The organism is Rhodococcus wratislaviensis (genome assembly GCF_900455735.1).
Taxonomy (GTDB): domain Bacteria; phylum Actinomycetota; class Actinomycetes; order Mycobacteriales; family Mycobacteriaceae; genus Rhodococcus_F; species Rhodococcus_F wratislaviensis.
On sequence record NZ_UAUI01000016.1, the window covers coordinates 87,501 to 114,065 of the forward strand.

The 26,565-nt window shown below is 67.5% G+C and carries 22 protein-coding genes and 2 rRNA genes (1 of these 24 cut by a window edge); 11 read left to right on the top strand and 13 right to left on the bottom strand.

What is annotated here, in order from left to right; genetic code table 11:
- A 23S ribosomal RNA gene (locus tag DTA22_RS20660) occupies positions 1-1,204 on the top strand; it begins 1,931 nt to the left of the window's first position.
- Positions 1,205-1,336: 132 nt separating this feature from the next.
- A 5S ribosomal RNA gene (gene rrf / locus DTA22_RS20665) occupies positions 1,337-1,453 on the top strand.
- Between the two features lie 91 nt (positions 1,454-1,544).
- Here rrf and DTA22_RS20670 read toward each other — a convergent pair.
- A complete protein-coding gene (locus DTA22_RS20670; protein WP_112300738.1) occupies positions 1,545-3,155 on the bottom strand; it encodes a PucR family transcriptional regulator in 1,611 nt (536 codons plus the stop codon).
- Positions 3,156-3,295: 140 nt separating this feature from the next.
- On the opposite strand from DTA22_RS20670, the gene DTA22_RS20675 reads away from it, so the two are divergent.
- Positions 3,296-3,670 carry a UBP-type zinc finger domain-containing protein gene (locus tag DTA22_RS20675; protein WP_009474161.1) on the top strand — a complete coding sequence of 125 codons (375 nt, stop codon included), beginning with the start codon at positions 3,296-3,298 and terminating at the stop codon, positions 3,668-3,670.
- Here DTA22_RS20675 and DTA22_RS20680 read toward each other — a convergent pair.
- Both DTA22_RS20680 and DTA22_RS20685 read right to left on the bottom strand, forming a co-directional pair.
- Positions 3,636-4,409: an SWIM zinc finger family protein gene (locus tag DTA22_RS20680; RefSeq protein ID WP_112300739.1), complete on the bottom strand. Its 774-nt coding sequence runs from the start codon at positions 4,407-4,409 to the stop codon at positions 3,636-3,638. The two genes, DTA22_RS20675 and DTA22_RS20680, sit on opposite strands and share 35 nt — an antisense overlap.
- Positions 4,406-7,210 (bottom strand): DEAD/DEAH box helicase, encoded by a 2,805-nt coding sequence (locus tag DTA22_RS20685; protein ID WP_112300740.1) that lies wholly within the window; start codon positions 7,208-7,210, stop codon positions 4,406-4,408. The genes DTA22_RS20680 and DTA22_RS20685 overlap by 4 nt, the downstream gene beginning before the upstream one ends.
- Before the next feature lie 89 nt (positions 7,211-7,299).
- Here DTA22_RS20685 and DTA22_RS20690 point away from each other — a divergent pair, with 89 nt between their 5' ends.
- Entirely contained in the window at positions 7,300-8,082 is a 783-nt protein-coding gene (locus DTA22_RS20690) for a TetR/AcrR family transcriptional regulator (protein WP_112300741.1), read from the top strand.
- On the opposite strand, the gene DTA22_RS20695 is transcribed toward DTA22_RS20690, so the two are convergent.
- Positions 8,029-9,630 (bottom strand): adenylate/guanylate cyclase domain-containing protein, encoded by a 1,602-nt coding sequence (locus DTA22_RS20695; RefSeq protein WP_112300742.1) that lies wholly within the window; start codon positions 9,628-9,630, stop codon positions 8,029-8,031. The genes DTA22_RS20690 and DTA22_RS20695 overlap by 54 nt on opposite strands.
- Positions 9,631-9,666: 36 nt before the next feature.
- Here DTA22_RS20695 and nucS point away from each other — a divergent pair, with 36 nt between their 5' ends.
- Together nucS and DTA22_RS20705 are read left to right on the top strand one after the other, a co-directional pair.
- Positions 9,667-10,341 carry an endonuclease NucS gene (nucS, locus tag DTA22_RS20700; protein WP_005248359.1) on the top strand — a complete coding sequence of 225 codons (675 nt, stop codon included), beginning with the start codon at positions 9,667-9,669 and terminating at the stop codon, positions 10,339-10,341.
- A gap of 16 nt (positions 10,342-10,357) precedes the next feature.
- Entirely contained in the window at positions 10,358-10,684 is a 327-nt protein-coding gene (locus DTA22_RS20705) for an ATP/GTP-binding protein (RefSeq protein ID WP_112300743.1), read from the top strand.
- Here DTA22_RS20705 and DTA22_RS20710 read toward each other — a convergent pair.
- Positions 10,681-11,766: a coiled-coil domain-containing protein gene (locus tag DTA22_RS20710; protein WP_112300744.1), complete on the bottom strand. Its 1,086-nt coding sequence runs from the start codon at positions 11,764-11,766 to the stop codon at positions 10,681-10,683. The genes DTA22_RS20705 and DTA22_RS20710 overlap by 4 nt on opposite strands.
- A 68-nt stretch (positions 11,767-11,834) precedes the next feature.
- The gene (gene mce / locus DTA22_RS20715) at positions 11,835-12,308 is read right to left on the bottom strand and encodes a methylmalonyl-CoA epimerase (protein ID WP_112300745.1); all 474 of its coding nucleotides are present in this window, start codon (positions 12,306-12,308) and stop codon (positions 11,835-11,837) included.
- Positions 12,309-12,402: 94 nt separating this feature from the next.
- Here mce and DTA22_RS20720 point away from each other — a divergent pair, with 94 nt between their 5' ends.
- The 3 genes from DTA22_RS20720 (at position 12,403) to DTA22_RS20730 (ending at position 15,071) form a co-directional block, all read left to right on the top strand.
- Positions 12,403-13,596: an acetyl-CoA C-acetyltransferase gene (locus DTA22_RS20720; RefSeq protein ID WP_112300746.1), complete on the top strand. Its 1,194-nt coding sequence runs from the start codon at positions 12,403-12,405 to the stop codon at positions 13,594-13,596.
- Between the two features lie 64 nt (positions 13,597-13,660).
- Positions 13,661-14,032, top strand: coding sequence for a DUF3817 domain-containing protein (locus DTA22_RS20725; protein ID WP_037236477.1), 372 nt, complete (start codon positions 13,661-13,663; stop codon positions 14,030-14,032).
- A 118-nt stretch (positions 14,033-14,150) separates the two neighbouring features.
- Entirely contained in the window at positions 14,151-15,071 is a 921-nt protein-coding gene (locus tag DTA22_RS20730) for a tetratricopeptide repeat protein (RefSeq protein ID WP_112300756.1), read from the top strand.
- 57 nt (positions 15,072-15,128) lie between these two features.
- On the opposite strand, the gene DTA22_RS20735 is transcribed toward DTA22_RS20730, so the two are convergent.
- The 4 genes from DTA22_RS20735 to DTA22_RS20750 are packed head-to-tail and all read right to left on the bottom strand — an operon-like array spanning position 15,129 to position 19,283.
- Positions 15,129-16,442 carry an MFS transporter gene (locus tag DTA22_RS20735; RefSeq protein ID WP_112300747.1) on the bottom strand — a complete coding sequence of 438 codons (1,314 nt, stop codon included), beginning with the start codon at positions 16,440-16,442 and terminating at the stop codon, positions 15,129-15,131.
- Positions 16,443-16,447: 5 nt separating this feature from the next.
- Positions 16,448-17,596, bottom strand: a complete 1,149-nt coding sequence (dgoD, locus tag DTA22_RS20740) for a galactonate dehydratase (RefSeq protein ID WP_112300748.1) — start codon at positions 17,594-17,596, stop codon at positions 16,448-16,450.
- Between the two features lie 53 nt (positions 17,597-17,649).
- Positions 17,650-18,276, bottom strand: a complete 627-nt coding sequence (locus DTA22_RS20745) for a 2-dehydro-3-deoxy-6-phosphogalactonate aldolase (protein WP_112300749.1) — start codon at positions 18,274-18,276, stop codon at positions 17,650-17,652.
- Positions 18,273-19,283, bottom strand: coding sequence for a 2-dehydro-3-deoxygalactonokinase (locus DTA22_RS20750; protein WP_112300750.1), 1,011 nt, complete (start codon positions 19,281-19,283; stop codon positions 18,273-18,275). The genes DTA22_RS20745 and DTA22_RS20750 overlap by 4 nt, the downstream gene beginning before the upstream one ends.
- Positions 19,284-19,334: 51 nt before the next feature.
- Here DTA22_RS20750 and DTA22_RS20755 point away from each other — a divergent pair, with 51 nt between their 5' ends.
- The gene (locus DTA22_RS20755) at positions 19,335-20,120 is read left to right on the top strand and encodes an IclR family transcriptional regulator (RefSeq protein WP_112300751.1); all 786 of its coding nucleotides are present in this window, start codon (positions 19,335-19,337) and stop codon (positions 20,118-20,120) included.
- Between the two features lie 34 nt (positions 20,121-20,154).
- On the opposite strand, the gene DTA22_RS20760 is transcribed toward DTA22_RS20755, so the two are convergent.
- From DTA22_RS20760 to DTA22_RS20770, 3 genes are read right to left on the bottom strand one after another with little or no spacing between them, the layout of a single operon-like run.
- Entirely contained in the window at positions 20,155-21,576 is a 1,422-nt protein-coding gene (locus DTA22_RS20760) for a neutral zinc metallopeptidase (RefSeq protein WP_112300752.1), read from the bottom strand.
- A 46-nt stretch (positions 21,577-21,622) separates the two neighbouring features.
- Positions 21,623-23,821: a 1,4-alpha-glucan branching protein GlgB gene (glgB, locus tag DTA22_RS20765; protein ID WP_037236459.1), complete on the bottom strand. Its 2,199-nt coding sequence runs from the start codon at positions 23,819-23,821 to the stop codon at positions 21,623-21,625.
- Entirely contained in the window at positions 23,821-25,839 is a 2,019-nt protein-coding gene (locus tag DTA22_RS20770) for an alpha-1,4-glucan--maltose-1-phosphate maltosyltransferase (protein WP_112300753.1), read from the bottom strand. Before DTA22_RS20770 ends, glgB begins: the two co-directional genes overlap by 1 nt.
- Positions 25,840-25,999: 160 nt before the next feature.
- Here DTA22_RS20770 and DTA22_RS20775 point away from each other — a divergent pair.
- Positions 26,000-26,565, top strand: a 566-nt coding sequence (locus tag DTA22_RS20775; RefSeq protein ID WP_146777780.1) for a DUF3417 domain-containing protein, incomplete at its 3' end; no start/stop codon positions are given.

A 26,565-nucleotide genomic window follows, 5' to 3' on the forward strand; every position in this document is an offset into this window, starting at 1 on the left:
AAGGGGGGCCTCGTCCGGTGATCACTCTTGCAGTGTGAGCTGGGTGGGGCCGCAGAGACCAGTGAGAAGCGACTGTTTACTAAAAACACAGGTCCGTGCGAAGTCGTAAGACGATGTATACGGACTGACGCCTGCCCGGTGCTGGAAGGTTAAGAGGACCGGTTAGCCACTTCGGTGGCGAAGCTGAGAATTTAAGCCCCAGTAAACGGCGGTGGTAACTATAACCATCCTAAGGTAGCGAAATTCCTTGTCGGGTAAGTTCCGACCTGCACGAATGGCGTAACGACTTCTCAGCTGTCTCAACCATAGACTCGGCGAAATTGCATTACGAGTAAAGATGCTCGTTACGCGCGGCAGGACGAAAAGACCCCGGGACCTTCACTACAGCTTGGTATTGGTGTTCGGTTCGGTTTGTGTAGGATAGGTGGGAGACTGTGAAGCGCTCACGCCAGTGAGTGTGGAGTCGTTGTTGAAATACCACTCTGATCGTATTGGACCTCTAACCTCGGACCATGATCTGGTTCAGGGACAGTGCCTGGTGGGTAGTTTAACTGGGGCGGTTGCCTCCCAAAATGTAACGGAGGCGCCCAAAGGTTCCCTCAGCCTGGTTGGCAATCAGGTGTCGAGTGCAAGTGCACAAGGGAGCTTGACTGTGAGACTGACAGGTCGAGCAGGGACGAAAGTCGGGACTAGTGATCCGGCACCGGCAAGTGGAAGCGGTGTCGCTCAACGGATAAAAGGTACCCCGGGGATAACAGGCTGATCTTCCCCAAGAGTCCATATCGACGGGATGGTTTGGCACCTCGATGTCGGCTCGTCGCATCCTGGGGCTGGAGTAGGTCCCAAGGGTTGGGCTGTTCGCCCATTAAAGCGGCACGCGAGCTGGGTTTAGAACGTCGTGAGACAGTTCGGTCTCTATCCGCCGCGCGCGTTAGAAACTTGAGGAAGGCTGTCCCTAGTACGAGAGGACCGGGACGGACGAACCTCTGGTGTGCCAGTTGTTCCACCAGGAGCACCGCTGGTTAGCTACGTTCGGAAGGGATAACCGCTGAAAGCATCTAAGCGGGAAGCCTGTTCCAAGATGAGGTTTCTCACCCCCTCGAGGGGGTAAGGCCCCCGGCAGACCACCGGGTTGATAGGCCAGAACTGGAAGTCCGGTAACGGATGCAGGTGACTGGTACTAATAGGCCGAGGACTTACCACAAAGAAGCTACGCGTCCACTGTGCAGTATCTGAAACAACACACACGTTTCAGAACAGAAGAAAGAAGAACACCACCAACAACACCGTTGGTTGTGTGTCTTCGCTGATGTTCCGTGTGACAGTTTCATAGAGTTACGGCGGCCATAGCGGAGGGGAAACGCCCGGTCCCATTCCGAACCCGGAAGCTAAGCCCTCCAGCGCCGATGGTACTGCACCCGACAGGGTGTGGGAGAGTAGGACACCGCCGAACATCCGTTACCGAAAGCCCCCCAACCTTGTTGGGGGGCTTTCGGCATTCCCGGACACTATCCGCGGCGACAACCGGTGCCGCACACACCCTTTCACCCCGACGCACCGCCGGCCAGGACCTGCAGTGCGCGGGACGCGAGATGAAGATTCAGGCGTGTGTCGACGCTGCGGAGATCACGCCCGGTCAGTTCGTGAATGCGGGACATCCGGTATCGCAGGGTGCTGCGATGGATTCTGAGTGCCTGCGCGGTCTCGTCGTACTTGCCACCGCATTCGAGGTATTGGGCCAGTGTGGCCGTCATCGTGCTGCGGTGTTCCCGGTCGTAGTCGAGCAGTGGGCCGAGCCATTCCTGCACGAATGCCTCGACGTCCCCGGTGCTGCTGTGCGAGTCGAGGATCCGGTACACGCCGAGTTCGTCGAACAGCGCCACGCCGCGGGGCGACAACGACTGCTTCCTGATCTCCAGCGCTCGAATTGCGTGGGTGTACGAGTCGGGTAGGCCACTGGGGGAGGGGCATTCGGATCCGACACCGATCACTCCGACCGCGGGGCCGAGCGACTTCTCCAGCGCCGTGAAGATGATGTTCACATCTGTCTTTGCGTCCATGACGGCGGCGAGGATCCCGGTTCGGTGTTCGTTGCCGTGGACGAGGAGGGCCGACGAATCGGTGGACGTCAGGTGGCGCCGGAAGGCTTCCGCGACGGACTCGACGGGTGTGTCCGGCCCCCACTGGACCACCAGGACGCGTTGCGGGGTGTGCAGGTCGTAGCCGAGTGCGTCGGCCCGCGAGTAGGCGCTGGCGTCGTCGGTGCCGGCGAGCAGGTCGGCGCCCAGGTCGCGGCTGAGCCGCGCCTCCGTCTCGGCGAGTGATCTGCGGTGCGACATGTCGACGGCGAGCATCGTCGTGGCGAACTCGAGGGCGACCGTGTCGAGGTCGGTGGCCCGATGTTCCGGGTCCGACAGATACAGGACGCCGAGAAGGGTCTGGCCGGGCCGGACTATCTGCACGATCCGGTTGTCGTGCCGCAGTGGGCGGCCTTCCATTGCGGCACGGCGCAGGACGTCGACTCGGTTCCCGCCGCCGGTCTTGCGGTACCGCGGGGCCTTGTCCGGGCCGGCCCAGACACGGAGGTTGCCGAAGGCGTCCTCGATCCCGACGGCGAGTCCGGTCACCTGGTGGAGTGTCTCGGCGACGGCGGTCTCGTCGGCACCGGTCGCGGCGAGGCGCCCGAACGTGGTGTGGATCTTCGCTTCCTCCTCGAGCCGCGCGGCCCGCGCGCCGAGCGCCGTGATCTCGCCCGCGGCCTCGCGTAGTTGGCGTTCCTGTGTGGCCGCCCGCGAGCGAAGCGACGCGGCGCGCAGGGCCGACCCGGTGTGCTGAATCAGCAACTCGAGCAGCGTGGCCTGCACCGGGGTCGGCGGATAGTCGGCCCGCAGGGTGAGCGAGACCGGCCTCGACCACGAATCGTCGAGCAGCACACGGTGACGCCAGACGTCGTCGTCGTGGCGTTCGCCCGTCAGAGCCGACACGGGCTCCACGGTGAAGGGACCCAGTTCCGGGAGAGCTTCGACCAGCAGGGCGAGGATCTCGTCCCGATTTCCGCAGTCGTGCATGTGCGCGGTGACGGCCACGATCGCGGACAGGTTCGTCGCCCGCGGCGTGTGATCCACCCTCGGGTCTGGGGCTGCTTCCAGATCCATGGCTTGGAACTACCCCGTTTTCCGCCGTCGAAACCGGGACGCTGTCCGTTGAGGCCGGATTTCGGGCGATTCTTTCGTTCCGCCGTGACCATGTGGCGAGACGGATCAGCCGCCAATCTTGGTTACTGAGGGGTGGCACTATGACCCAATCCAATAATTGGCACGATCCCGATCTGAACATGATTCGCGATGTCGTCGCGCACACGTCGGACGGGTGCGAGGGCTGTCTCGCACTCGGTACCCGCTGGGAGCACCTGATGTTGTGCCTGACGTGTGGATATGTCGGATGCAGTGACGGATCACCGATGCGGCACGCGCGACACCACGCCGAACGCAGCGGTCATCCGATCGTCCAGTCGCTCCATGCGGGGGACAACTGGCGCTGGTGCTTCGTGCACGACGCCCAGATCTGCACGCCATATCCGGCGACCGGGGCCCGGGTGGTCGCACCGAGCCTGGTGCCCGGACCGTCGGACGACCTCAGGCACGGTCTCCGTATCGCGAAATCGCAGTGACGATCGCAGACCAGACGGCGTCCGCCCGAACCTCGGGGGGAGCGTCGTCGAGCCAACCTGGGCGTACCGGGGTTCCGCGGGTATGCGGCGGCGCCGGAAGCGGTCCGGGAATCGCGGCGTAGGCGTCCGACGCCGACACCGGGGAGCACGAACGGTCGAACGAGGCATGGGATGTCTCCTCGTGCGAATCGTGCCTGATTTGCAGAATTTCCTGTCCCTCCCGTCCGCGCAGCAGGAAGAAGAGCAGCGGGTCGTCGTCGAGCAGCCACGCGGCCTGATACAGCACAGCGGCAGCGTGGCGGCACGGCACGTCCCACTCCTCGCAGGTGCATGTCGCGTCGGCGTCGAACATCGACGGCACGAGGGACACGTCGACGGCAGCGAGGTCGTCGTCGAGTTCGCGGGGAAGCGTCCCACTCGACAACTGGGCGACGTGACCGCTCCGCGACGCCAGGGTCGCGAGCACCTGGCCCCATTCGCGCTCGTCCAGTTGGTCCACCCGGATCCGCACGTGCAGGGTCTCCTCGCCTGTGTGCACGTCCGCGGAGACGAGCCCCGGCGCGAACGTGAGCGGCCCGACCAGTCCGCCACGGGCGTAGACGCGTCCGCCTTTCAGCGTGTTCGAGTCGAGCGCGGCCTGCTCGACATCGTCGACCCACCGCTGCGCCCACCAGGTTCTGCCGCGGGTGCGGCGACCCTTCTGCGCCGCAAAGCGGGGAAGCGTGACGGCGTCGGTCATACGTCACCTCCGAAGTCGTAGTCGGGGCTCAGAGCCACCAGCCGGGTGAGTTCACGGTCCGTCAGTTCGGTGAAGGCGTCGGCGCCCTGCGACAGAACCGAGTCGGCGAGCTGCCGCTTGGAGGCGAGCATGCCGGCGATGCGTTCCTCGATGGTTCCCGCGGTGACGAGCCGGTGCACGACGACCGGGTGGGTCTGCCCGATGCGGTAGGCGCGGTCGGTGGCCTGGTCCTCGACCGCCGGGTTCCACCACCGGTCGAAGTGGACGACGTGATCGGCCCGGGTGAGGTTCAACCCGGTGCCGGCGGCCTTGAGCGACAGGATCAGGACGGGGATGTCGCCGTTCTGGAAGCGTTCGACCAGCCCCTCCCGGGCGGGGACGGCGGTGCCTCCGTGCAGGAATTCGCAGTCCACCCCGCGCGCCGTCAGGTGCCGTCGCAGCAGCCGGCCCATCGTGGTGAAGTGGGTGAACACGAGTGAACGCCCGCCCTCGGACAGGTTGGTGTCGATCAACTCGTCGAGCAGACCGATCTTGTGGGAGCGGCCGGTGAGCGCGGCGTGCTCCTGGCCGAGGTACTGGGCGGGGTGATTGCAGATCTGCTTGAGCCCGGTCAGCAGCGACACGATGCTGCCGCGGCGCCCGATGCCGTCGCTCTTCTCGATCTGCTCCATGGCCTCGCGCACCAGGGCCTCGTACATTCCCGCCTGTTCCGGAGTGAGCGTGACGTCCAGGTCGATCTCGGTCTTCGGCGGAAGTTCGGGGGCGATCCCCGGATCCGACTTCGTGCGCCGGAGGACGAACGGCGCGATCAACGCCGCCAACTCCGCCGCGCGGTCGGTTCCGTCCTCGGCGGCCGAGCCGTCGTAGCGGCGCCGGAACTGCGCGTATGTGCCGAGGAGACCCGGTGTGACACCGTCGAGGATCGACCAGAGATCGCTGAGCCTGTTCTCCACCGGTGTTCCCGTGAGTGCGACGCGGGCCTGACCCGGAATCGTCCGCAGCGCCCGGGTGACGGACGCGGAGCGGTTTTTCAGGTGTTGCGCCTCGTCCGCGACGACCAGACCCCATGCCGTCCGGGCGAGCACGTCGCAGTCGAGCCGCATCGTCGCGTACGTGGTGAGGACGACGGTGTCGCTGCCGCGCGCTACGGTCTCAGCGGGTGGACACCGCTTCGGCCCGTGGTGGACGAGAACAGCGGTGCCCGGTGCGAAGCGTTCGATCTCCCGTCGCCAGTTCCCGAGCAGGGACGCGGGACAGACCACCAGTGTGGGTCCTGCCGTCTCCGGCGCCTGCTGGCGGTGCAGGTGAAGTGCGATGAGTGTCAACGTTTTTCCCAGGCCCATGTCGTCGGCGAGGCAGGCGCCCAGGCCCCGTGACGTGAGCCCGGCGAGCCAGCGGAATCCGGTCAGCTGGTAGTCCCGCAACTGTGCGCGCAGGGCTGCGGGGACCGGCACGGCCTCCGGATCCTGGGCGGACAGCTCCCGCGCCATTGCCGCGGCCGCCCCGTAGGAGTCGACGCGGACGTCCTCCTCGCCGCGCCGGGCCCGGCCGGTCAGCGACGCCCGCAGGGCCTCGACGGACGTCATCGTTCCGGTGCGTCGCTGGAGGGTCTTTCGTATCAACACCGAGTCCGCGACGACGTATCGGTTGCGGAGTTTCACGACGGCGCGCTCCGCCGACACGAGCTCTTCCATCTCCTCCCGCGTCAGTACGTCGTCACCCATCGCGACACGCCAGTCGAAGTCGAACGCGTGGTCGCCGCCGAAATCGGCTGCGCCCTCGCGGGACCCGGGTTCACCGAGGATCATTCGGGTCGAGGTGCGCGCGACCAGTTCGCGCGGCCAATGGATCTCGACTCCTCGTTCGCGTAGTCGACGGCCGGCGTCCCCGGCGAGGGAGGCCAGGTCGTCGTCCTCGAGCCGGATGCGGTGCGGCGCCTCAGCCCGCAGCAGGTCTTCGAGTGGAGCCCAGTCCTGGGCGGCGCGGCGGAGGGCGTCGAGAACCTCGATCCGCGGGTCGGAGGCGAACGCGGACTCGGCGAGCGTCGGGTGCCGCCACAGGTCGACGGCGTCGCAGACCACCCCGGGCCGCGCGACACCGTGCACCTGGACCGTGGCGTCGAACTCGCTGTCCGAGAGGTCCACCGCGCCGGGATCGACGGGGTCGATCCGCAACGACAACGCGATCACGTCGGGTGCCAGGGCGTCCGCCCATGCCCGGAGTTCGGGGGAGGTCTCGGCGTTCCATCCCAGGTAGGGGCCGGCGTCGGCGGCCGGCGACTCGAGTCGCGGGATCGTATCGACGACGGAGGTGAGGAAGTCGCGCAGCACGTCCACCGCGGCGGGGAGGCGTACGTCGGCGGCGGACGGATCCCCGAGCGGAATCGCGCGAGCTTCCGGCGGGAGCGCGGCGGCCAGCAAGCGCAGATGCGACTCGTCCTCGGTGTCGAGGGCGCCGAGCCGCCAGATGTCGCGGCCACTCGGCGCAACCGCGGGAAGGACCTTGCCCGCCGCGACGTATCCGAGAGCGGTGCGGGTGCAGGCAGCCCAGAACGCGACCGATCGGTGCGTCGTGTCGCCGGGTGACAGAGCCAGCAGCATCGGCACCAGGTCGGCGAGGGAAACGCTGTGCGTCGGAACGCTTTCCACGGTGTTCCCGGTTGCCATCCAGGTGCGGGTACGGGCGCCCGGTGGCGGCGGCTCGTCCGGGGAATCGCTCCAGAACACCAGGTGGGAGTCGCGGGGAGGATCGGCGGGTGCGAAGGTGGCCGCACAGGTGGCGAGGATGGGCTCTGCTGTCACTACTGCGCCTTTCGCCTGGTTTATGGTACGCCGTACGTCAACGAGGCGGCGGGCGGAATTGTTCCCGGGCGCCGTGGGAAGATCTCGGCATGGGTAGAAGCGCGACACCGGACGGCGACCCCGCTCGCACCATGGAGTTGCTGTGGGGTGGCGGCAGCACGCCGATATCGCGTCCCCGCAACGGCAAGCCGGGCCTGACGCTCGACCGGATCGTCGAGGCGGCCACCTCGGTCGCGGATGCGGAAGGGCTCGACGCCGTCTCGATGCGCCGGCTGGCAGCCGAGCTCGGCGCAGGCGCGATGTCGCTGTACACGCACGTTCCCGGAAAGACCGAACTGGTCGAGGTGATGCTCGATCGCGCGTTGTCCACCCTCGAACCGGCCGACGACACCGGCACGGGGTGGCGGGAGCGTCTCGCGGCCGCCGCACACGACTACTTCCAACTGTTGTGCGCGCACCCGTGGATGCTCGGCGTGGTCGCGCTGAGCCGGCCGGTTCTCGGGCCAGGCGGGATGGCCAAATACGAACGGGAACTGCGCGCGGTCGAAGGGCTCGGATTGTCGGACCTCGACATGGACTCCGTCGTCACGCTCCTCGACAGTTTCGTCGCGGGCGCAGCGCGGGCCGCGGTGGACGCGGCCGCGCTCGCCGCCCAGGGTGAGGCCGACAGTGAATGGTGGCAGAGCATCGCTCCGCACTTCGAGAAGGTCTTCGACCCCGACCGGTTCCCGCTGGCCGCCCGGGTAGGAGCCTCGGCAGGAGAACACCACAACGCCGCGTTCGCCCCCGCCCACGCTTTCGAGTTCGGGCTCGCCCGGCTACTCGACGGAGTCGGCGCCCTCATCGTCGACGGCGGAACCGGCGGGGATTAGTTCGGCGGGAACGGCCAGAGTGGTCGGTTCGAGGCGTCCGCGCAGGGTGACGGTGTCGGTGAGTTGCCATTGCTTGCGTTCGTCCTCGGATGCCGCGTCGATCGCACGCTCGGACGCGACGACGTGTCCGGACACATTCTTGGCGAGCTCGGACAACCGCGCAGCCTCGTTCACCGGATCGCCGATCACCGTGTACTCGAAACGCTCGTGGGCGCCGATGTTTCCGGCCACGGCGCGACCCGCCGCCACACCGATCCCCGCATCGCACTCCGATACCTCGTCGGTGAGCCGTTGGCGAAGGGCACGAGCGGCGGAGAGGGCCGCTCCCGCATGGTCGTCGAGTGCTACGGGTGCCCCGAAGATGGCCAGCGCGGCGTCGCCCTCGAACTTGTTGACGAACCCGCCTCGCCTGTCGACCTCGTCGACGACCACGTTGAAAAACCGGTTGAGCAGGTCCACGACCTCCGCAGGCGACCGGGTGGCCGCGATCGTGGTGGATCCGATGATGTCGACGAACAGGACCGCCACGTCACGTTCCTCCCCGCCGAGTTCGGGATTGTGCTGGAGAGCCTGGGACGCCACGTCCTGTCCGACGTGACGTCCGAACAGGTCGCGGATCCGCTCACGTTCGCGGAGTCCCTCGGCCATCCGGTTGAACCCGGTCTGCAGCGCGCCGAGTTCGGTGCCGTCGTATACGACGACCTCGGCGTCGAGATCGCCCTCCGCCACCTTCGCCATGCCCAGCGACACCGAGCGGATGGGTGCTTCGGTGGCGCGCACACTGATCACGACCAGCAGCAGGCCGAACAGCAGGATCACACCGCCCAGCGCGAGGATCGAGACCGCGAGGCTGGTCGGGCTCGCCGGCCGGATGAAACTGAAGATCGCGATGAGCATCAGACCGAGCACGGGAACACCCGTCCCGAGGATCCAGGCCAGTGCGGTGCGGCCGGTGATGCCGAGGGTTCTGCGGGGTCGCGGTCCGTCCGATCCCAGTGCCCGGGCGGCGATGGGGCGCAGCGCGAACTCGGTCAGCAGATAGCAGAACGCGGAGACGGTGATCCCGGCCAGCGCGATCGTGAACGCGACCTTCGGAATGGTCTGGGGATCGATGATGCCGTACAGCGTCGTGAAGAACACCAGCCCGATGCCCCACAACGCCGCCTGGACACGTGTCAGACGCCACGGTGCGCGAAACGCCGCCGACCGGTCGTGGTCCGTGGGCGCGTCGTCCTCCGTCGCCCACCGGAGATCCGACACCAGTCGCTTGGTGCCCCAGGTCACGCCGATCAGGACCGCGCACAGCACGAACACGGGCACTGCGACGAAGTTGGCGATCGTGAACTCGCTCGACCACACACTCGGGCCGGGGACGACGACACTGACGAGAAGGCAGGTGATCACCGCGCCGACCAGATTGGTGAACACCAGAGGGGCGGTCAGCAGCAGCTGGACACGAATGCGGCGCCTGCGGGGACTCTCGTCCGGTGATCCGAGCAACCACGACCCCAGCGGGGCGACGGATCGGCGAGGGCTGCGCATAGTCATTCGAGACTAGTCGGCACGATCCCTTAGGGTGGGCGGGTGCGCCTAGTGATTGCCCGATGCCGAGTCGACTACGTAGGCCGCTTGACGGCACATCTGCCCACCGCTCGTCGCCTGTTGTTGATCAAGGCCGACGGTTCCGTGAGCATCCACGCCGACGACCGCGCCTACAAGCCGCTGAACTGGATGAGCCCGCCCTGCTGGCTCGTCGAAGACACCGTGGAGGACGCCGAAGCGCTGTGGGTGGTGACCAACAAGGCCGGTGAGGAACTGCGGATCACCATCGAGGAGATCGAGCACGACTCCAGTCACGAACTCGGTGTCGATCCGGGGCTCGTCAAGGACGGTGTCGAGGCACACCTTCAGGAGTTGCTCGCCGAACACGTCGAAACGCTCGGCAGCGGTTACACGCTCGTCCGGCGCGAGTACATGACGGCCATCGGTCCCGTCGACCTGCTGTGCCGGAACGCCGACGGGGCTTCCGTCGCCGTGGAGATCAAGCGCCGCGGAGACATCGACGGTGTCGAGCAACTGACCCGGTACCTCGAACTGCTCAACCGGGATCCGCTGCTGGCGCCGGTGAGTGGTGTCTTCGCCGCCCAGCAGATCAAGCCGCAGGCCAAAACCCTTGCCACCGACCGCGGAATCCGGTGCCTCGTGCTCGACTACGAAGCGCTGCGCGGCACCGAGAGCACCGAGTTCCGGCTCTTCTGAGGCCTAGGCTGAAACCGTGCCCCGTCGTAAACCGCAGCGGAAGAACACACGCCGCAGTGCGCCCCCGGACAACTCCGAGGGGTCGCTGTTCGGTAGTGCGCTGATGCGTCAGGAATCCGGGCCCGCCGGCTACGCGGACGAGAGCTTCGTCGTCCGCGCGATCCCCGGGGCGCGGGCGACCAAGTCCTACCGGTGTCCCGGCTGCGATCACGACATCCGGCCTGGCGTCGCCCACCTCGTCACCTGGCCGGCCGACTACGGCGGCGCCGAGGACCGGCGGCACTGGCACACCGGGTGCTGGTCGGGACGCAGCACCCGGGGCCTCACGCGCAGGTGGTCCTAGCTTCCCGTCTTCACGGTCCGCTGATCCGCCTGCCGGTTCGCGGGGTTCTTCTCGACGGTGGACAGCACTGCAGTGTCCTCGTCCGAGTTGTCCGTCTCGTCCGCGGAGTTCTTTCCGGACTCGTTCTGCGCAGTCTTCCGGTCTGCGGCAGCGCCGGATGCCGACTTGCTGTTCGTGTTCTCGTTCGAGCGCTTCTCGGGGTTCGATGCAGCGTTCTCGGGCTGCGCGTCCAGGAGTTCACTCTCCCGGTTGACCGACGCCAACATCGCCGGAACGGAATCGAGCTGTCCCCGAATTCCCAAGAGCTGCGCCAGGATCCGTCCGCGTAGTACGCGAAGTTCTTCCGCGAGTTCCTTGGCGTGGGCGATCTTGCGCTCCGACTGGTCGGTGGCCGCCTGCAACCTGCGCTCCGCCTCGTGCGTGGCGTCCGCGAGACGACGGTGCGCCTCGGCCTTGCTGGTGGACTCGAGTTCGTTGACGGCCGTGATCGTCTTCTGGCGGCGCTCGGACATCGCGAGGTCGAAGTCTTCCTGCACCTGCGACCGACGCAGTTCGGCCTCGGCGGCCAGGCGGTCGCGCTCGGCCTGAGCGGCCTCGACGATCTTCGCCGCCTCCGTGCGGGCCTTGGCCATCGTCTGCTCGTGCTGAATCTCGAGAGCGCTGCGGCGGTCTTCGAGTTCCGCGACCAGCGACTCGTACTGGCCGCGGAGCTGCGCGCCCTCCTGCTCGGCGACGGAGATCATCTCGGCGGCGTCGGCCTCGGCCTTCGCCCGCACCTCGGACGCCTCGTCCGACGCGAGCCGGAGCATGCGCGAGATGCGGTCGCTCATTCCCTCTGCGGTGGTCGGCGGAACGGACAGGCGGTCGACATCCTTGCGGAGATCGTCGATCTCGTCCCGCGCATCGTCGAGCTGCTTGGCGAGATCCCGCGCCTGCGCCGCCGCGGCGTCGCGGTCGGCGGCAGTGACGCGGAGCTCGGCGTCGAATCGCTCGAAGTAGTTGCGTACCTCGTCCCGGTCGAACCCCTTGCGCACGGTGGAGAAGGGAAGGGGGATCGAACCACGGTCCTGCTCGTTTACCATGGCCGCCAATCTACCTGGGCAAAGTAGAACTTGTCTCTGCGCCTGGTACCCGGCGGCCGGCCACAGCTCTAGTGGGTCGCCGACGGCTCGACGAGCTCGACGAGAACTCCGCCTGCATCCTTCGGGTGAACGAAGTTGATGCGCGAGTCGGCGGTTCCGCGGCGGGGTGCGTCGTACAGCAGCCGCACGCCGCGCTCGCGCAACTGGGCGGAGATGGCGTCGATGTCCGTGACGCGGTACGCGAGCTGCTGGAGGCCGGGACCGCTGCGATCGATGAACTTGGCGATGGTCGAGTTCTCGTTCAACGGTGCGAGAAGCTGCAGCGCGGTGCTGCCCTCGGGGGAGCCGACGACGCTCAGCATCGCTTCGCGCACGCCCTGCTCATCGTTCACCTCTTCGTGCGTCGACACCATGCCGAGGTGTTCGGAGTACCACGCGATGGCGGCGTCGAGGTCGGGAACGGCGATGCCGACGTGGTCGATGGCGGTCACCAGGTCCGAGGACAGCGGTGACGTGGTCTGGGTGGGGGAGGACTGTGTCATGGTCCCGACGTTAGCGCTACCGTTTCGGTAGTTCTCGTCGGGATGTGACTTCCGTCGCCCCGCACCTGTCTACTCGTCTCACGCGGAGGAAATCGTGACCAGTTCTGTGATCGTCGCCGGAGCCCGGACCCCGATGGGTCGGTTGCTGGGTTCGTTGAAGGATGTGTCGGGTTCGGATCTGGGTGGGGTGGCGATCCGGGGTGCGTTGGAGAAGGCGGGCGTCGCTCCCGAGCAGGTCGAGTACGTGATCATGGGTCAGGTGCTCACGGCGGGCGCAGGTCAGATCCCGGCGCGGCAGGCCGCGGTGGCCGCGGGGATCGGGATGGATGTGCCGGCGTTGACCATCAACAAGGTGTGTCTGTCCGGGATCGACGCGATCGCGCTGGCGGATCAGCTGATCCGGGCCGGCGAGTTCGAGGTGGTGGTGGCAGGCGGTCAGGAGTCGATGTCGCGCGCCCCGCACCTGCTGGAGAAGTCGCGGGAGGGTTTCAAGTACGGCGATGTCACGATGCGCGACCACATGGCCTTCGACGGGTTGTACGACATCTTCACCGATCAGGCGATGGGGAGCCTGACCGAGGCGAAGAACGCGGAGGACGGGCAGCGGATCAGCCGCGAGGAGCAGGACACGTTCGCGGCGGCGTCGCATCAGAAGGCGGCGCGGGCCTGGAAGGACGGGGTGTTCGACGACGAGGTGGTGCCGGTGCCGGTGCCGCAGCGCAGGGGTGATCCCGTGCTGGTCGGCTCCGACGAGGGCGTGCGCGGCGATACGACGGTGGAATCCCTGGCCAGGCTGCGGCCGGCATTCAGCAAGGACGGCACGGTGACGGCCGGGTCGGCGTCGCAGATCTCCGACGGTGCGGCCGCTGTCGTGGTGATGAGCAAGGCGAAGGCGCAGGAACTCGGGTTGTCGTGGATTGCGGAGATCGGCGCGCACGGGGTCGTGGCGGGTCCGGATTCGACATTGCAGTCGCAGCCGGCGCGGGCCATCGCGAAGGCGTGCGCGAAGGAAGGGATCGAGCCGAAGGATCTGGATCTGGTGGAGATCAACGAGGCGTTCGCGGCGGTGGGGATCGCGTCGACGCGGGAGCTGGGGCTGGATCCCGAGATCGTGAACGTCAACGGCGGGGCGATCGCGATGGGGCATCCGCTGGGGATGTCCGGCGCGCGGATCGCGTTGCATCTGGCGCTGGAGTTGCGTCGTCGCGGTGGGGGTGTGGGCGCTGCGGCACTGTGCGGTGGTGGCGGTCAGGGCGACGCCCTGATCGTGCGCGTACCCAAGGCCTGAGACGACGACAGTCCGTGGTGGTGTATCTCACACCACTACGGACTGTCGTAGATGGTCGGGCACAATGGTCGGCATGGCGAACGTCTTCGATCTCAGCACCACGGCCAAGCGCTTCCGATTTGTCGCAATTCTGGAGGCATTCACCTGGCTCGGCCTCCTCATCGGCATGGCCTTCAAGTACCTGCCCGCCGACGGCAACGAGATCGGCGTGAAGATCTTCGGGCCCATCCACGGCGGCGTCTTCGTCCTGTACCTGCTCATCTCGCTGTGGACCGCCCGCAAGCTGAGCTGGAATCTGGTCACCACCTTCTGGGCGCTCGTCGCCAGCGTCCCGCCGTTCGGCACCGTCGTGTTCGAGGTCTGGGCCGCCCGCGCCGGCCGGATGGCCGAGCTGTCCCGGTCGAGCGCCGTGAAGAGCGAACCGTCGCTCGTCTGATCCACTCGGCGGTAGGCACGGCCCGCATTCCGGTGCGCGCTCAAATCGTGACAAACTGGTGGACGTGACTCGACCAGGTTCTCGTCCGTCAGCGCGTTCCTCAGCAGTGGCCGCAGCCATGAGCGGAGCAGTCGATCTCTCCGCCCTCAAGGAGCGTGCGGCCGCTCCGCCCCCGCAGGCACCCACACCCTCCGGGGACGGTGCCGCCGCTCCGGCCGCCCCCGGCGGCACCGGACTCACACCCGTCATCGACGTCACCGAGGCGACGTTCGAGGCCGAGGTGCTCGTCCGGTCCCAGCAGGTCCCGGTCGTCGTCGACCTGTGGGCCACCTGGTGCGAGCCGTGCAAACAACTCTCACCCCTGCTCGAGAAGCTGGCACACGAGGCCGGCGGCACCTGGGTGCTCGCCAAGGTCGACGTCGACGCCAACCCGCGCATCGCGCAGGCCTTCGGCGTCCAATCCGTTCCGACCGTGGTCGCCATCGCCGGCGGACAGCCGCTCGCCGACTTCCAGGGCGCACAGCCCGAACCGCAACTGCGTCAATGGCTCGCCGCCGTCCAGCAGGCAACCGCCGGAAAGCTGTCCGGACCGCCGGCCGGCGACGGCGCCGAGGACGAGCCCGAGCCGGAGGACCCGCGCTTCGTCGCGGCCGAGGCGGCGCTCGACGAAGGCGACCTGTCGGCAGCCGAAGCCGAGTTCCAGAAGATCCTCGACGAGGAACCGGCCAACGCCGAGGCGCAGGGCGCGATCCGTCAGGTGCGTTTCCTCGCCCGCGTGCAGTCCGTCGATCCCGGTGCCGTCGCCGCGGCGGACGCCGCCCCGAACGACATCGACGCCCAGCTGCAGGCCGCGGATGTCGAGCTCTACTCCCAGGCCCCCGACGCGGCGTTCGCCCGTCTCATCGGTGTCGTCGCCCGCAGCGCCGGCGACGACAAGACGCGGGTACGGACTCGTCTGCTCGAACTGTTCGAACTGTTCGACCCGGCCGAGCCGGTTGTCATGACCGCGCGCCGGAAACTCGCCGCCGCACTGTACTGACGAGGAACCGGGGTGAGTGCTGTCGGCACTCACCCCGGTCACCCCGCTCGCCGACGGTCAGCTCCGAACGCGCTCCACCCGTCCGACCAGGAGGACGTAGGACGCGATCCCGACCGCGGTCACCACGGTCATGTAGACGAATCCCGGCGCGAAGCTGTCGTCGGTGACGAGCAACCCGATCACGATGGGTGTCGCGATCGACGACAGGTTGCCGATGAAGTTGAACATGCCACCGGTGAGCCCCAGCAGGCGTTCCGGTGCGAGTGCCGACACCAGCGACCACGTGATCGACGCGAGTCCGTTGCCGAAGAACGCGATGGACAGGAACACGATCACCATCGCGGTCGAGTCGGTGAAGTTGGCGCCGATCATCGCGACGGTCAGCAACAGGCCCACGATGATCGGACCCTTGCGGGCGACTCCGAGAGACACTCCCTTGCGCAGCAGGAAATCGGAGAACACCCCGGAGAACAGCACGCCGACGAGTGCCGCGACGAACGGCAGCGAGGCGAGAAATCCGGATTTGATGTAATCCATGTCCCGGTACTCGACGAGGTACGTGGGGAACCAGGTGAGGAAGAACCACAGCGTCGACGTGAGGCAGAACTGCCCCAGGTAGATTCCCCACAGCTTGCGCCGGCCGAGGACGGTGGCGACATCGTTCCGGGTCACGGCCGGACGTTCGGGTTGCTGCTCGTCCACGAGGTCGACGAGTCCGCCGCCGTCGCGGATCAGGTCGATCTCGGCGTCGTTCGCTCGCGAGTCGCGTGGCTCCCGGTAGAACGCGTACCACACGGCACCCCAGATCGCTCCGATCGTTCCGGTCACGATGAAGACCCAGTGCCAGGACAGCACCGACTGCAGCCAGGACAGGAAGGGCGTGAGCAGGGCAAGTCCGATGAACTGTCCGGACGTGTAGAAGCCGATCACCGTCGCGCGTTCACGCTCGGGGTACCAGGCCGTCGCGACCCGGTTGTTGATCGGATACGCGGGCGCCTCGAACACGCCGACCAGCAGGCGCAACGCGATGAGCGCCACGAAGCCGCCGATGACTCCCATGAACGCGGTCGCGACCGACCACAGGATGAGGCACGCGGGGTAGAGCAGTCTCGGGGGAATCCGGTCGACCAGCCAGCCACCGGGAATCTGCAGCGCCGCATACGTCCAGCCGAACGCCGACAGCAGAAGTCCCTGCTGCGCCTTGGAGAGATCCATTTCGTCCGCGATCGCGGGCATCGCGATCGACAGGTTTGCCCGGTCCATGTAGTTGATGACGACGGTCACGAACAGCATCACCGCGATGAGAACGCGCGCCTTCGACGCCTGCGCCGCGCCCGAAGTGGACTTGCCGATCTTCTGGGTCTGCACCATTGCCCTCACCACTCCGCAAAGGATCCGTCGCTGTGGCGCCATACCGGGTTTCGCCAGCGATGTCCTTCGGCGGCCCGCTCGATGACGTACTCCTCGTTCACCTCGATGCCCAGTCCTGGACCGGTGGGGATCCGGACCTGGCCGTCCGCATAGGTGAACACGGACGGGTCGACGAGATAGTCGAGGAGATCGTTCGACGTGTTGTAGTGGATGCCGAGGCTCTGTTCCTGGATCGTCGCGTTGTAACAGCCCGCGTCGATCTGCAGGCACGTGGCCAGGGCGATCGGTCCGAGGGGGCAGTGCAGAGCGAGTGCCACGTCGTACGCCTCGGCCATGTGCGCGATCTTCCTGGCCTCGGTGATGCCGCCGCAGTGCGACGGATCGGGCTGGATGATGTCCACCGCCCCGGACGCGAGGACGGTTTTGAAATCCCAACGGGAGAACAATCTCTCACCCAGCGCGATCGGGATCGGCGACTGTCGCAGCACGTCGACGAAACCGTCGACGTGCTCGGACAGGACCGGTTCCTCCACGAACATCAGCCGGAACGGTTCGAGTTCCTTCAGCAGCACCTTGGCCATCGGCTTGTGCACCCGGCCGTGGAAATCGACGCCGATACCGATGTTCGGGCCCACCGCGTCCCGCACCGCGGCGACATTCGCGAGGCACTGGTCCACCTTGTCCCAGGAGTCCAGGTACTGCAGTTCCTCCGTGCCGTTCATCTTCACGGCGGTGAACCCCCGGTCGACCACCTCACGCGCCGCCTTCGCGGTGTCCGAGGGTCGGTCGCCGCCGATCCAGGAATAGACCTTGATCCGGTCCCGGACGCGGCCGCCGAGAAGCTCGTACGCAGGCACGCCGAGGGCCTTGCCCTTGATGTCCCACAGGGCCTGGTCGATGCCGGCCAGTGCACTCATGTGGATGCCGCCGCCGCGGTAGAAACCCGAGCGGTACATGACCGTCCACAGGTCTTCGATCTGCGTCGGATCCTGGCCGATGAGGTAGTCGGACAGTTCCTCCACAGCGGCGGCGACGGACGCGGCCCGGCCTTCGAGCACCGGTTCGCCCCAGCCGACCACGCCGTCGTCCGTCTCGATCCGCAGGAACAGCCACCTGGGGGGAACGGCGTACGTGGTGAGTGACGTGATCTTCATGGAGTCCTCCTGTGCGGGGCTGTGGTGGTGGCCCGGTGGTCGTAGGTGTCGGTTCAGGCGGCGTCGGCGGACCAGATGTCCATCAGGGTGAGTGCGCGGTCGAGGACGGTGTCGGCGGCGTCCCCGGGCCGGTATAGGCAGGTGCCGAGTCCCGCGCCGCCCGCGCCCGCGGCGGCCCACTCGGCGAGGTTGGTGCGGTCGACTCCGCCGACTGGGAGCAATTCGACCTCCGTCGGCAGGACGGCCCGCCAGGCCTGCATCCCGGCTGTCCCGACGGAGTCGGAGGGAAACAGTTTGATGCTGCGCGCTCCCGCACCGACGGCGCGAAATGCCTCGGTCGGAGTAGCCGCTCCCGGGTACGGGTGCAGGTTGCGGGCGACGGCGGCCTCGATGACCTCGACGTCGGTGTTGGGGGAGATGATGATCCGGGAGCCGGCTGCTTCGGATCGGATCACGTCGGCGACGCTGAGGACGGTTCCGGCCCCGACGACGCAGACGTCGCCGACGGCCGCCGCCAACCGCTCGATCGAGTCGAAGGGTCGCGGCGAGTTCAGTGGAACCTCGATCGCCGTGAACCCGGCGTCGACGAGGGCCGAACCGACGGCGACGATCTCGTCCGGGGTGATGCCGCGCAGAATGGCGATCAATCCGGTCGTGGTGGCAGTGGCTGTGGTGCTCATGAAGACTCCTTCTCGAGATCGGTGAACTGCGCCGGGCCGAGCAGCCCCGCATCGGTCGCCACACGCCACAAACCGTGTGCTGCGGCCTCCTCGGCGACGATGCCGGCGACGATGCCGTGGACGCGCAGTGCGGCTGCGTAGCGCCGGCAGAGGTCGGCGTTTCCGCACAACAGGATTCGATTTCCGTCGGTGTAGTGGGGCACGAGATGCCGGATCTCGTCGGCGATGATCACGCCGGAGACGTAGTCGGGAAGCGACGCCGGATCGAGGAGTCCGTCGAGCACGAGCGCTCGCGCTCCGAACAGCTCCGCGGGCAATCCACGTGACGGTGTCGACGTTCCGGTGGTGAGGCCCCGCTCGAACGCGGCGTCATCGCGCACGGCGGTGGTCGCGGTGCGGCCGAGGATGCCGTGCTGCATCACCAGCCCGTACAACTCGCCCGACATCGATGTGGCGAACGAGACGATCTTGCGGTTCTCGACTCGTGCCCACTTGCTGTGTGTTCCGGGGAGCACGATCGTGAGCGGTCGGTCGGCCGGCGGGAGCAGGCCCAGAGCCCCGATGATCTGCGTCTCCTCGCCCCTCATGACGTCGCCGGCCACCGTGCCGTCGGCCGCGGGGGCGACGCGCAGGCCGGGTACGAGGTGCAGTACTCCGCGGGGGTGGTTGACCGTCGTCAGGTCGTCCGCGTCGATCGCGAGATCGGTCGGGGTGGTCAGGTAGCCGGCTTCACACCAACCCTGGGCGCTGCCGACCATGCCGCAGGCGATCGCCGGGAGATCGGGGGCGGCCGCGATCCAGTCGCCACAGGCCTCGTCGAACGCGGCTTCGTAGGCACGGGTGCGTGATGCGGGGTCGTCGCCGGCGGTGCCGAGCAATCCGAAGTCCGGCCGGCGCACGTCCAGAATGCGGCCGCCGTCGCCGAGGAGCCAGGCACGCTGCGACGACGTGCCCCAGTCGAGGGCGATCAGGCGCGGTGTCGAGGGAGCGGGGGTGTTCTGGATCACGCGAACCACTATCGGACGCGAATCCCATAATGACGAATACGGTCCCTATATGTGGGACAGTGGGGTGTGGCGAATCCGACGTACGACATTCCACCCGGCACGCAGACACTCGCCCGGGGGCTGGCAGTCGTCCGCGCCGTCTCCGACGGGGCCCAGGATCTCCGCGCGGTCGTCGAGAGCACCGGGCTGGGGCGCAGCACAGCGCACCGGCTCGTGCAGTTGCTGGTCCACGAGGGCTATCTCCGGAGCGGAAGCCGTGGCTACACACTCGGGCCGACGTTGATCGAACTGGGTTTCAAGGCGCTGCACGGCAACCCGCTGCCCGTCGTCGCGCGCCCGATCCTCGAGGAATTGTCGGCGCACGTCCACGACACCGTGCACCTGGCGGTCGAGGACGGCGGCTCGGTGCTGTATCTCGACAAACTGCCGGGGTCGCGGGGCGCCGAGATGCGCTCCCGCATCGGTCACCGCATGCCGCTGACCCGCGCCGGTGTCGGAAAGGCGCTGCTGCTGGACTCGGCCGACCGCTGGGATGCGCTGTACGAGAGCGATGCCGCGCAGGGAGCGCGGCCACCGAGCCCCCGCGGCTTGGCGCACTTCCGCGCGCGCATGGAGGACTACGCGCGGAGGGGCGCGGCGATGGACCTCGAGGACAACGAACCCGGAATCCGCTGCGTGGCGGCACCGGTGCGGGACGCGTCGTGCGCGATCGTCGGTGCGATCAGCGTGTCGGCCACGAGCCCGTACATGCCCGACGAGCGGATGCGCGGCCTCGTGCCGGTCGTGTGCCGGGCCGCCGGGCGGATCTCCGCGGCGCTCGGCTACCGGGAGATCTGAGACGGCGGCCGAGTGGCGTCACGCGGGGGGACGGTCAGCGGTACCGGCCCTCGCAGGCCTGCTCGCCGCCGAGCACTCCGGTGCGGAAGGCGTCCACCCGGGAGAATCCGCTCGGCACGGTCTCCCCGTTGACGTCGCTCGCGGCGAGTCCGTCGGTGAGCAGCCCCGAGACGGCCTCGTCGAGGTCGCCGGGCGACAGCCACACGCTGCCCGCCTCCAGGGTGGCGGGACTGTCCGGGCTCAACGCGCTGGTGATGACACCCGAAAGGCAGGCGGCTCGCAGCGCGGTCTGGGGTGAGTGCAGATCGTTGCCCCGGTCCCGCTGCAACGCCAGGGTGTACCGCGAGGCGAGCAGGACGTACGCGTTGTAGTCGCCGGTGAGCTTGGTCTGGAAGAGTTCGCGCCTACCCTGGCGTCCCGGTGTGCCGCGTTCGGCGAGGGCATCGACACTGACCCCGATCGTGTTGGTGGCCGGGCAGTACGACACCGGTTCGGTCGCATCGGCGTCCGCGCAGTCGAGGTCGGCGCCGTCGAGTTGCAGCGTGGGGGGATCGCGGAGATCGAAGATCTGCTGGAAGGACGTGAAGAACGCCTCGAGGGACTCCTCGGTGACGGGGAGTTCGCCGTCGTCGGTCTCGTCGGCGAACCGCTGAGGCAGATCCGCGCGACGTGAGTCGATCTCCTTCTCGTCGATGCGCGTGCACGATGCCGGACCGTCCGTGAATCCGATCTGGGTGGCGGTGACGCGTTCGAACGCCGAGCCGTGCACGTTGTCGGGATCGTTCGGGTCGGTGTCCCCGATGGCCACCGCGGACGCGAGTACCTTGTTCAGCCCGTCCGACGTGTTCAGCGTGAAGTGGGTCGCCTTGTCTTCCGCGATGTACCGCATGAACGCCCCCGCGAAGCAGTCGGCCTGCTGTTCCCGCACGATGCCGCCGCCCACGTTCTCGTCGGCGATACCCGCCTTCGTCTGGACGGCGTGCCCGTACTCGTGTGCCAGCACGAAGACGGCGGCGACGACACCGAACTTCTCCACGACCTCGGGCAGCAGCAGCGCCCGGTCCCAGCCGATCGTGTGGTCCGTGCTGCAGTAGCCGGCGTTGAGGAGCTCCTCGGTGCTGTCGCCGCAGAAGCGCGGGCCGTCGGACTCGCGCGGATCCCAGGAGATCAGTTCCTCGACCGGCTCGAAGTTGCGCTGGAACAGCGCCGGGAACTCGGTGCGCCAGTAGTCCTCGATGTCGCTCACCGCGTTGGCGGCCATCGTGTCGATCTCACCGCCGTCGCTGCCGGTGACGGGGAGGTCGGCGTCGGGCACGCCCTTGCGGGCACCGCTCGGACCCGACGTGGCATCCAGACCCGCCACCTTGAACGGATCGTCGTAGATGGACGCGGCCTCGCCGTCCACCGACCGCGTACACCCGGACAGGACGACCGCAGTCACGGCCAGAACGCCCATGCTCGCAGCCCACTGCCGACGCCGGGTCAGCAAGGCCGTGCCTTCATCAACGCTCCAGACTCATCCAGATCGCGCCGTTCGCGGGCAGTGCCACCTCTGCGGAGGCGGGACGGCCGTGCCACGGCTGCGACGTTGCCGTCACCGCACCGAGATTTCCCCAACCCGATCCCGCGTAGACCTCGGCGTCGGTGTTGAGAATTTCACGCCATTCGCCCCGTTCTGGCAAGCCCACACGATAATTCGCATGCGGGGAACCCGAGAAATTGAACAGGCAGGCCAGGATCGACCCGTCGGTGCCGTAACGCAGGAAGCTCAGGACGTTGTTCGCGGTGTCGTTGGCGTCGATCCAGGAGAAGCCGCCCGGTGAGGTGTCGAGAGTCCACAGCGCCGGGCGCTCGCGGTACGTGGCGTTGAGGTCGTGGACGAGCCGGAGCAGACCACGGTGGAAGCCGCCGGTGTACGGGTCGTCGAGCTGGTACCAGTCGAGTCCGCGCTCCTCGGACCACTCCCCGGTCTGCCCGAATTCCTGACCCATGAACAGCAGTTGCTTGCCGGGGTGCGACCACATGTACGCCAGCAGCGCGCGTACACCGGCGGCCTTCGCGTAGTCGTCGCCGGGCATCCGCGTCCACAGTGTGCCCTTCCCGTGCACCACCTCGTCGTGGCTGATGGGCAGCAGATAGTTCTCGCTCCACGCGTACATCAGGGAGAACGTGATCTCGTGATGGTGATAGCTGCGGTGGACGGGATCGTGTGCCATGAAACCGAGGGTGTCGTGCATCCACCCCATGTTCCATTTCATGTTGAAACCGAGACCGCCGACGTTGGTCGCACGGGTGACACCCGGCCACGCTGTCGACTCCTCGGCGATGGTGACGACCCCGCGGTGCTGCTTGTGGACCGTGGCGTTGGTCTCCTGCAGGAAGGCGACGGCCTCGAGGTTCTCCCTGCCGCCGTGGATGTTCGGCGTCCAACCGCCCTCCGGCCGCGAATAGTCGAGGTACAGCATCGATGCCACCGCGTCGACGCGCAGACCGTCCACGTGGAACTCGTCGAGCCAGTACAGCGCGTTCGCGACGAGGAAGTTGCGCACCTCGCGCCGCCCGAAATCGAACACATACGTTCCCCAGTCGAGCTGCTCGCCGCGCTGGGGATCGCTGTGCTCGTAGAGTGGTGTGCCGTCGAAACGTGCCAGCGCCCACTCGTCCTTCGGGAAGTGGGCGGGAACCCAGTCGACGATGACCCCGATGCCGGCGGCGTGCAGGTGGTCGACGAACCACCGGAAGTCGTCGGGGGAGCCGAACCGTGACGTGGGTGCGTAGTACGACGTGACCTGGTATCCCCACGAACCGCCGAACGGGTGCTCGGCGACCGGCAACAGTTCGACGTGCGTGAATCCCGTCTCGGTGACGTGGGCAGCGAGTTGTTCGGCCATCTCGCGGTAGTTCAGCCCGGGCCGCCACGAACCGAGATGAACCTCGTACACGCTCATCGGGGACTGCGCCGGCTCGGTGGCCGCGCGCTGCGCCAGCCATTCGGCGTCGTTCCATTCGTACGTGCTCACCGACACCCGGGACGCCGTGGCGGGCGGGACCTCGGTCGCGAACGCCATGGGATCGGCCTTGTCGCGCACACTGCCGTCGGGTCCGTGGACCCGGAACTTGTACAGGTCGCCGACCTCGATGCCGGGAATGAACAACTCCCACACCCCGGTGGACCCGAGCACCCTCATCGGGTAGTGCCGCCCACCCCACCCGTCGAAATCGCCGATCACACTCACCCCGCGGGCATTGGGAGCCCACACGGCGAACGAGGTGCCCGTGACGGTGCCGTCGGGGGTGTCGTAGCGGCGGCGGTGCGCGCCGAGGATCTCCCACAGCCGCTCGTGCCTGCCCTCACCGAACAGATGCAGGTCGAGTTCCCCGAGCGTGGGCAGGAACCGGTACCCGTCGGCGGAGACGTCGTTGTGACCACCCGGCCACGTCGTCGACAGCCGGTAGTCCATCAGATCCCGGTACGGGACGAGCGCACCCCACACACCGTGCGCCAGGTGTTCCAGAGAGAAGCTCGTCCCGCCGATGACGGCGTCGACGGCCTCGGCGTGGGGGCGCAGTGCGCGGATCACCGTGCCGTCGGGGTGCGGATGCGCGCCCAGGATCGAGTGCGGGTTGTGGTGCTCGCCCCGGGACAGCAGGTCGAGGTCGGCGGCGTCCGGTGCGATGGCGACAGGCGGTTCGACGGTCACTATGTACCTCCGCGGTAGGCCAGTTTCGTTCTGGCCGGATAGGGGATCGACGGTAATGCCAGGATATGGGCCACCGCGCGCCAGGGCTCCAGGCGCACGAAGTTGGTCTGCCCCCAGTGATACTGCTCCCCGGTGACCTCGTCGAGCACGGTCAGGTGGTCGTGCCAGTCGCGGCCCAGCGCGGGCATGTCCAGCCACACGTTGCCCTGCTCGGCGCCGTACGGGTTGAGGTTGATCACCGTCAGCACGGCATCCCCGGTGGTGGCGTCGAACTTGGAGTAGGCGATCAGGGCGTCGTTGTCGGCGTGGTGGAAATGGATGTTGCGCAACTGCTGCAGTGCCGGATGCTGCCTGCGGATCCGGTTGAGCGCGGTGATCCACGGTTCGAGGGACTCGCCGCGCGCGGCGGCACCCTCGAAATCGCGGGGCCGCAACTGATACTTCTCCGAGTCGAGGTACTCCTCACTTCCCGGTCGCACCGGAACATGTTCGTACAGTTCGTATCCCGAGTACACACCCCAGGTGGGCGACAGGGTCGCCGCCAGCGCGGCGCGCAGGGCGAACATTCCCGGGCCACCGGTCTGCAGGCTCTCGTGCAGGATGTCCGGGGTGTTGACGAAGAGGTTGGGGCGTGCCTCGTCGGCCTTGGCGGCGATCTCCTTGCCGAACTCCGTCAGCTCCCACTTGGCCGTCCGCCACGTGAAATACGTGTAGGACTGGGTGAAACCGCGGCGGGCGAGACCGTACAGCCGCGCGGGACGGGTGAACGCCTCGGACAGGAACAGGACGTCCGGATCCGACTTCTTGACCTCGGCGATCAGCCACTCCCAGAAGTCCGGCGGCTTGGTATGCGGGTTGTCGACCCGGAAGATCTTGACGCCCGCCGCAACCCAGTGCCGGACGACCCGCAGGACCTCCGCGTAGATGCCGTCGCGGTCGTCGTCGAAGTTGACCGGGTAGATGTCCTGGTACTTCTTCGGCGGATTCTCGGCGTAGGCGATGGTGCCGTCGGGGAGCACGGTGAACCATTCGGGGTGTTTCTTCGCCCACGGATGGTCCGGTGCGGCCTGCAGGGCCAGGTCGATCGCCACCTCCATGTGCAGCTTCCGGGCGGCAGCGATGAACGCCTTGAAATCGCGCATCGTCCCGAGCTCGGGATGAATCGCGTCGTGGCCGCCCTCGTCCGAGCCGATGGCCCACGGCGAACCGACGTCGTCGGGGCCCGGTGTCAGCGTGTTGTTGGGGCCCTTCCGGTTGATCTTGCCGACCGGGTGGATGGGCGGCAGGTACACCACGTCGAATCCCATCGACGCAATGCGGGGAAGCGCGGCCACCGACGTGGCGAACGTGCCGTGCCGCGGCTTGCCGTCCTCGTCCCAGCCGCCGGTGGATCGCGGGAAGAACTCGTACCACGACCCGAACAGGGCACGCGTGCGATCGACGAGCACGGTGTGCGGTTCGCTCTTCGTGACGAGATCGCGCAGCGGATGTGCGCGCAGCAGTTCGGTGACGTCCGACCCGAACGCCGGGGCCACGCGTTCGGAGAGGTGACGGTCGGAACGCAGCGACGCCGCGACCCCGGCGAGCCGCGAGCGGTCCGCGCGGGGGACGCCCTTCGCGGCACGCTCGAACAACCGCGCACCGATCTCGAGGTCGTTGGCCAGTTCGGCCGGCCCCTGTCCCACCGCCAGCTTGGCCTCGACCGCGTGCTTCCACGTCGTGACCGGATCACTCCAGGCCTCGATCCGGAACGTCCAGACGCCCTCGCCGGTCGGGGTGAAGGAACCGTCGACGGTGTCGGGCACCGGACCGCCGGTCATCGGAATGCGGAAGGTCGCGGAGCCGCCCGACGCGGCACTGCGCGGTCCCCGCACCGCGAGCGTGGCGGCCACGGCGTCGTGACCTTCACGCCACACGGTTGCCCGGACGGGAAACACCTCACCCACAACGGCCTTGGCGGGATACCGACCGCACCCGATGTTCGGTTCCACGTCGTCGATACCGAGTCGACCTGTCACGCTGGGCTCCGTTCCATAGCCGGAAGTTGCCGGCGGCTCGTGGGCTGGGCCGCCCGTTCAACCGTAATGGAGTCGACCGGTTCCTGTCCGTATTGCAGATCTGACGTCCACCCGCCCCGACACGGCGCAACGACGCCCGTAGTGCGTTATCGTTCGCGAGGTGAAAGCCTTGCGTCGGTTCACTGTCCGAGCCCACCTTCCGGAGCGGCTCGCTGCCCTCGGTCCGCTGTCCACCAATCTTCGCTGGTCGTGGCATCCGGCCACGCAGGAACTGTTCGGATTGCTGGACGCGGAGCTGTGGCGGCAGGTGCAGTTCGACCCGGTCCGGATGCTCGGTGAGGTCGATCCGGCGCGCCTGGACGAACTGGCCGAGGACGTCGCGTTCCTGGCCCGGCTCGACGCCGCGGCCGCCGACCTCGACGACTACCTGTCCCGGCCCCGCTGGTATCAGAACCAGCAGGCCAAGGGTGTGTCGCTGGACGGTGGGATCGCGTATTTCTCAATGGAGTTCGGGGTCAGCGAGGTGCTGCCCAACTACTCCGGCGGGCTCGGAATTCTCGCGGGCGACCACCTGAAGGCGGCGTCCGATCTGGGCCTGCCGCTGATCGGTGTCGGCCTGTTGTACCGCTCGGGTTACTTCCGGCAGTCGCTGACCGCGGACGGCTGGCAGGCCGAGCACTACCCGCCGCACGACCCGCAGGGCCTGCCACTGCGGCTGCTCACCGA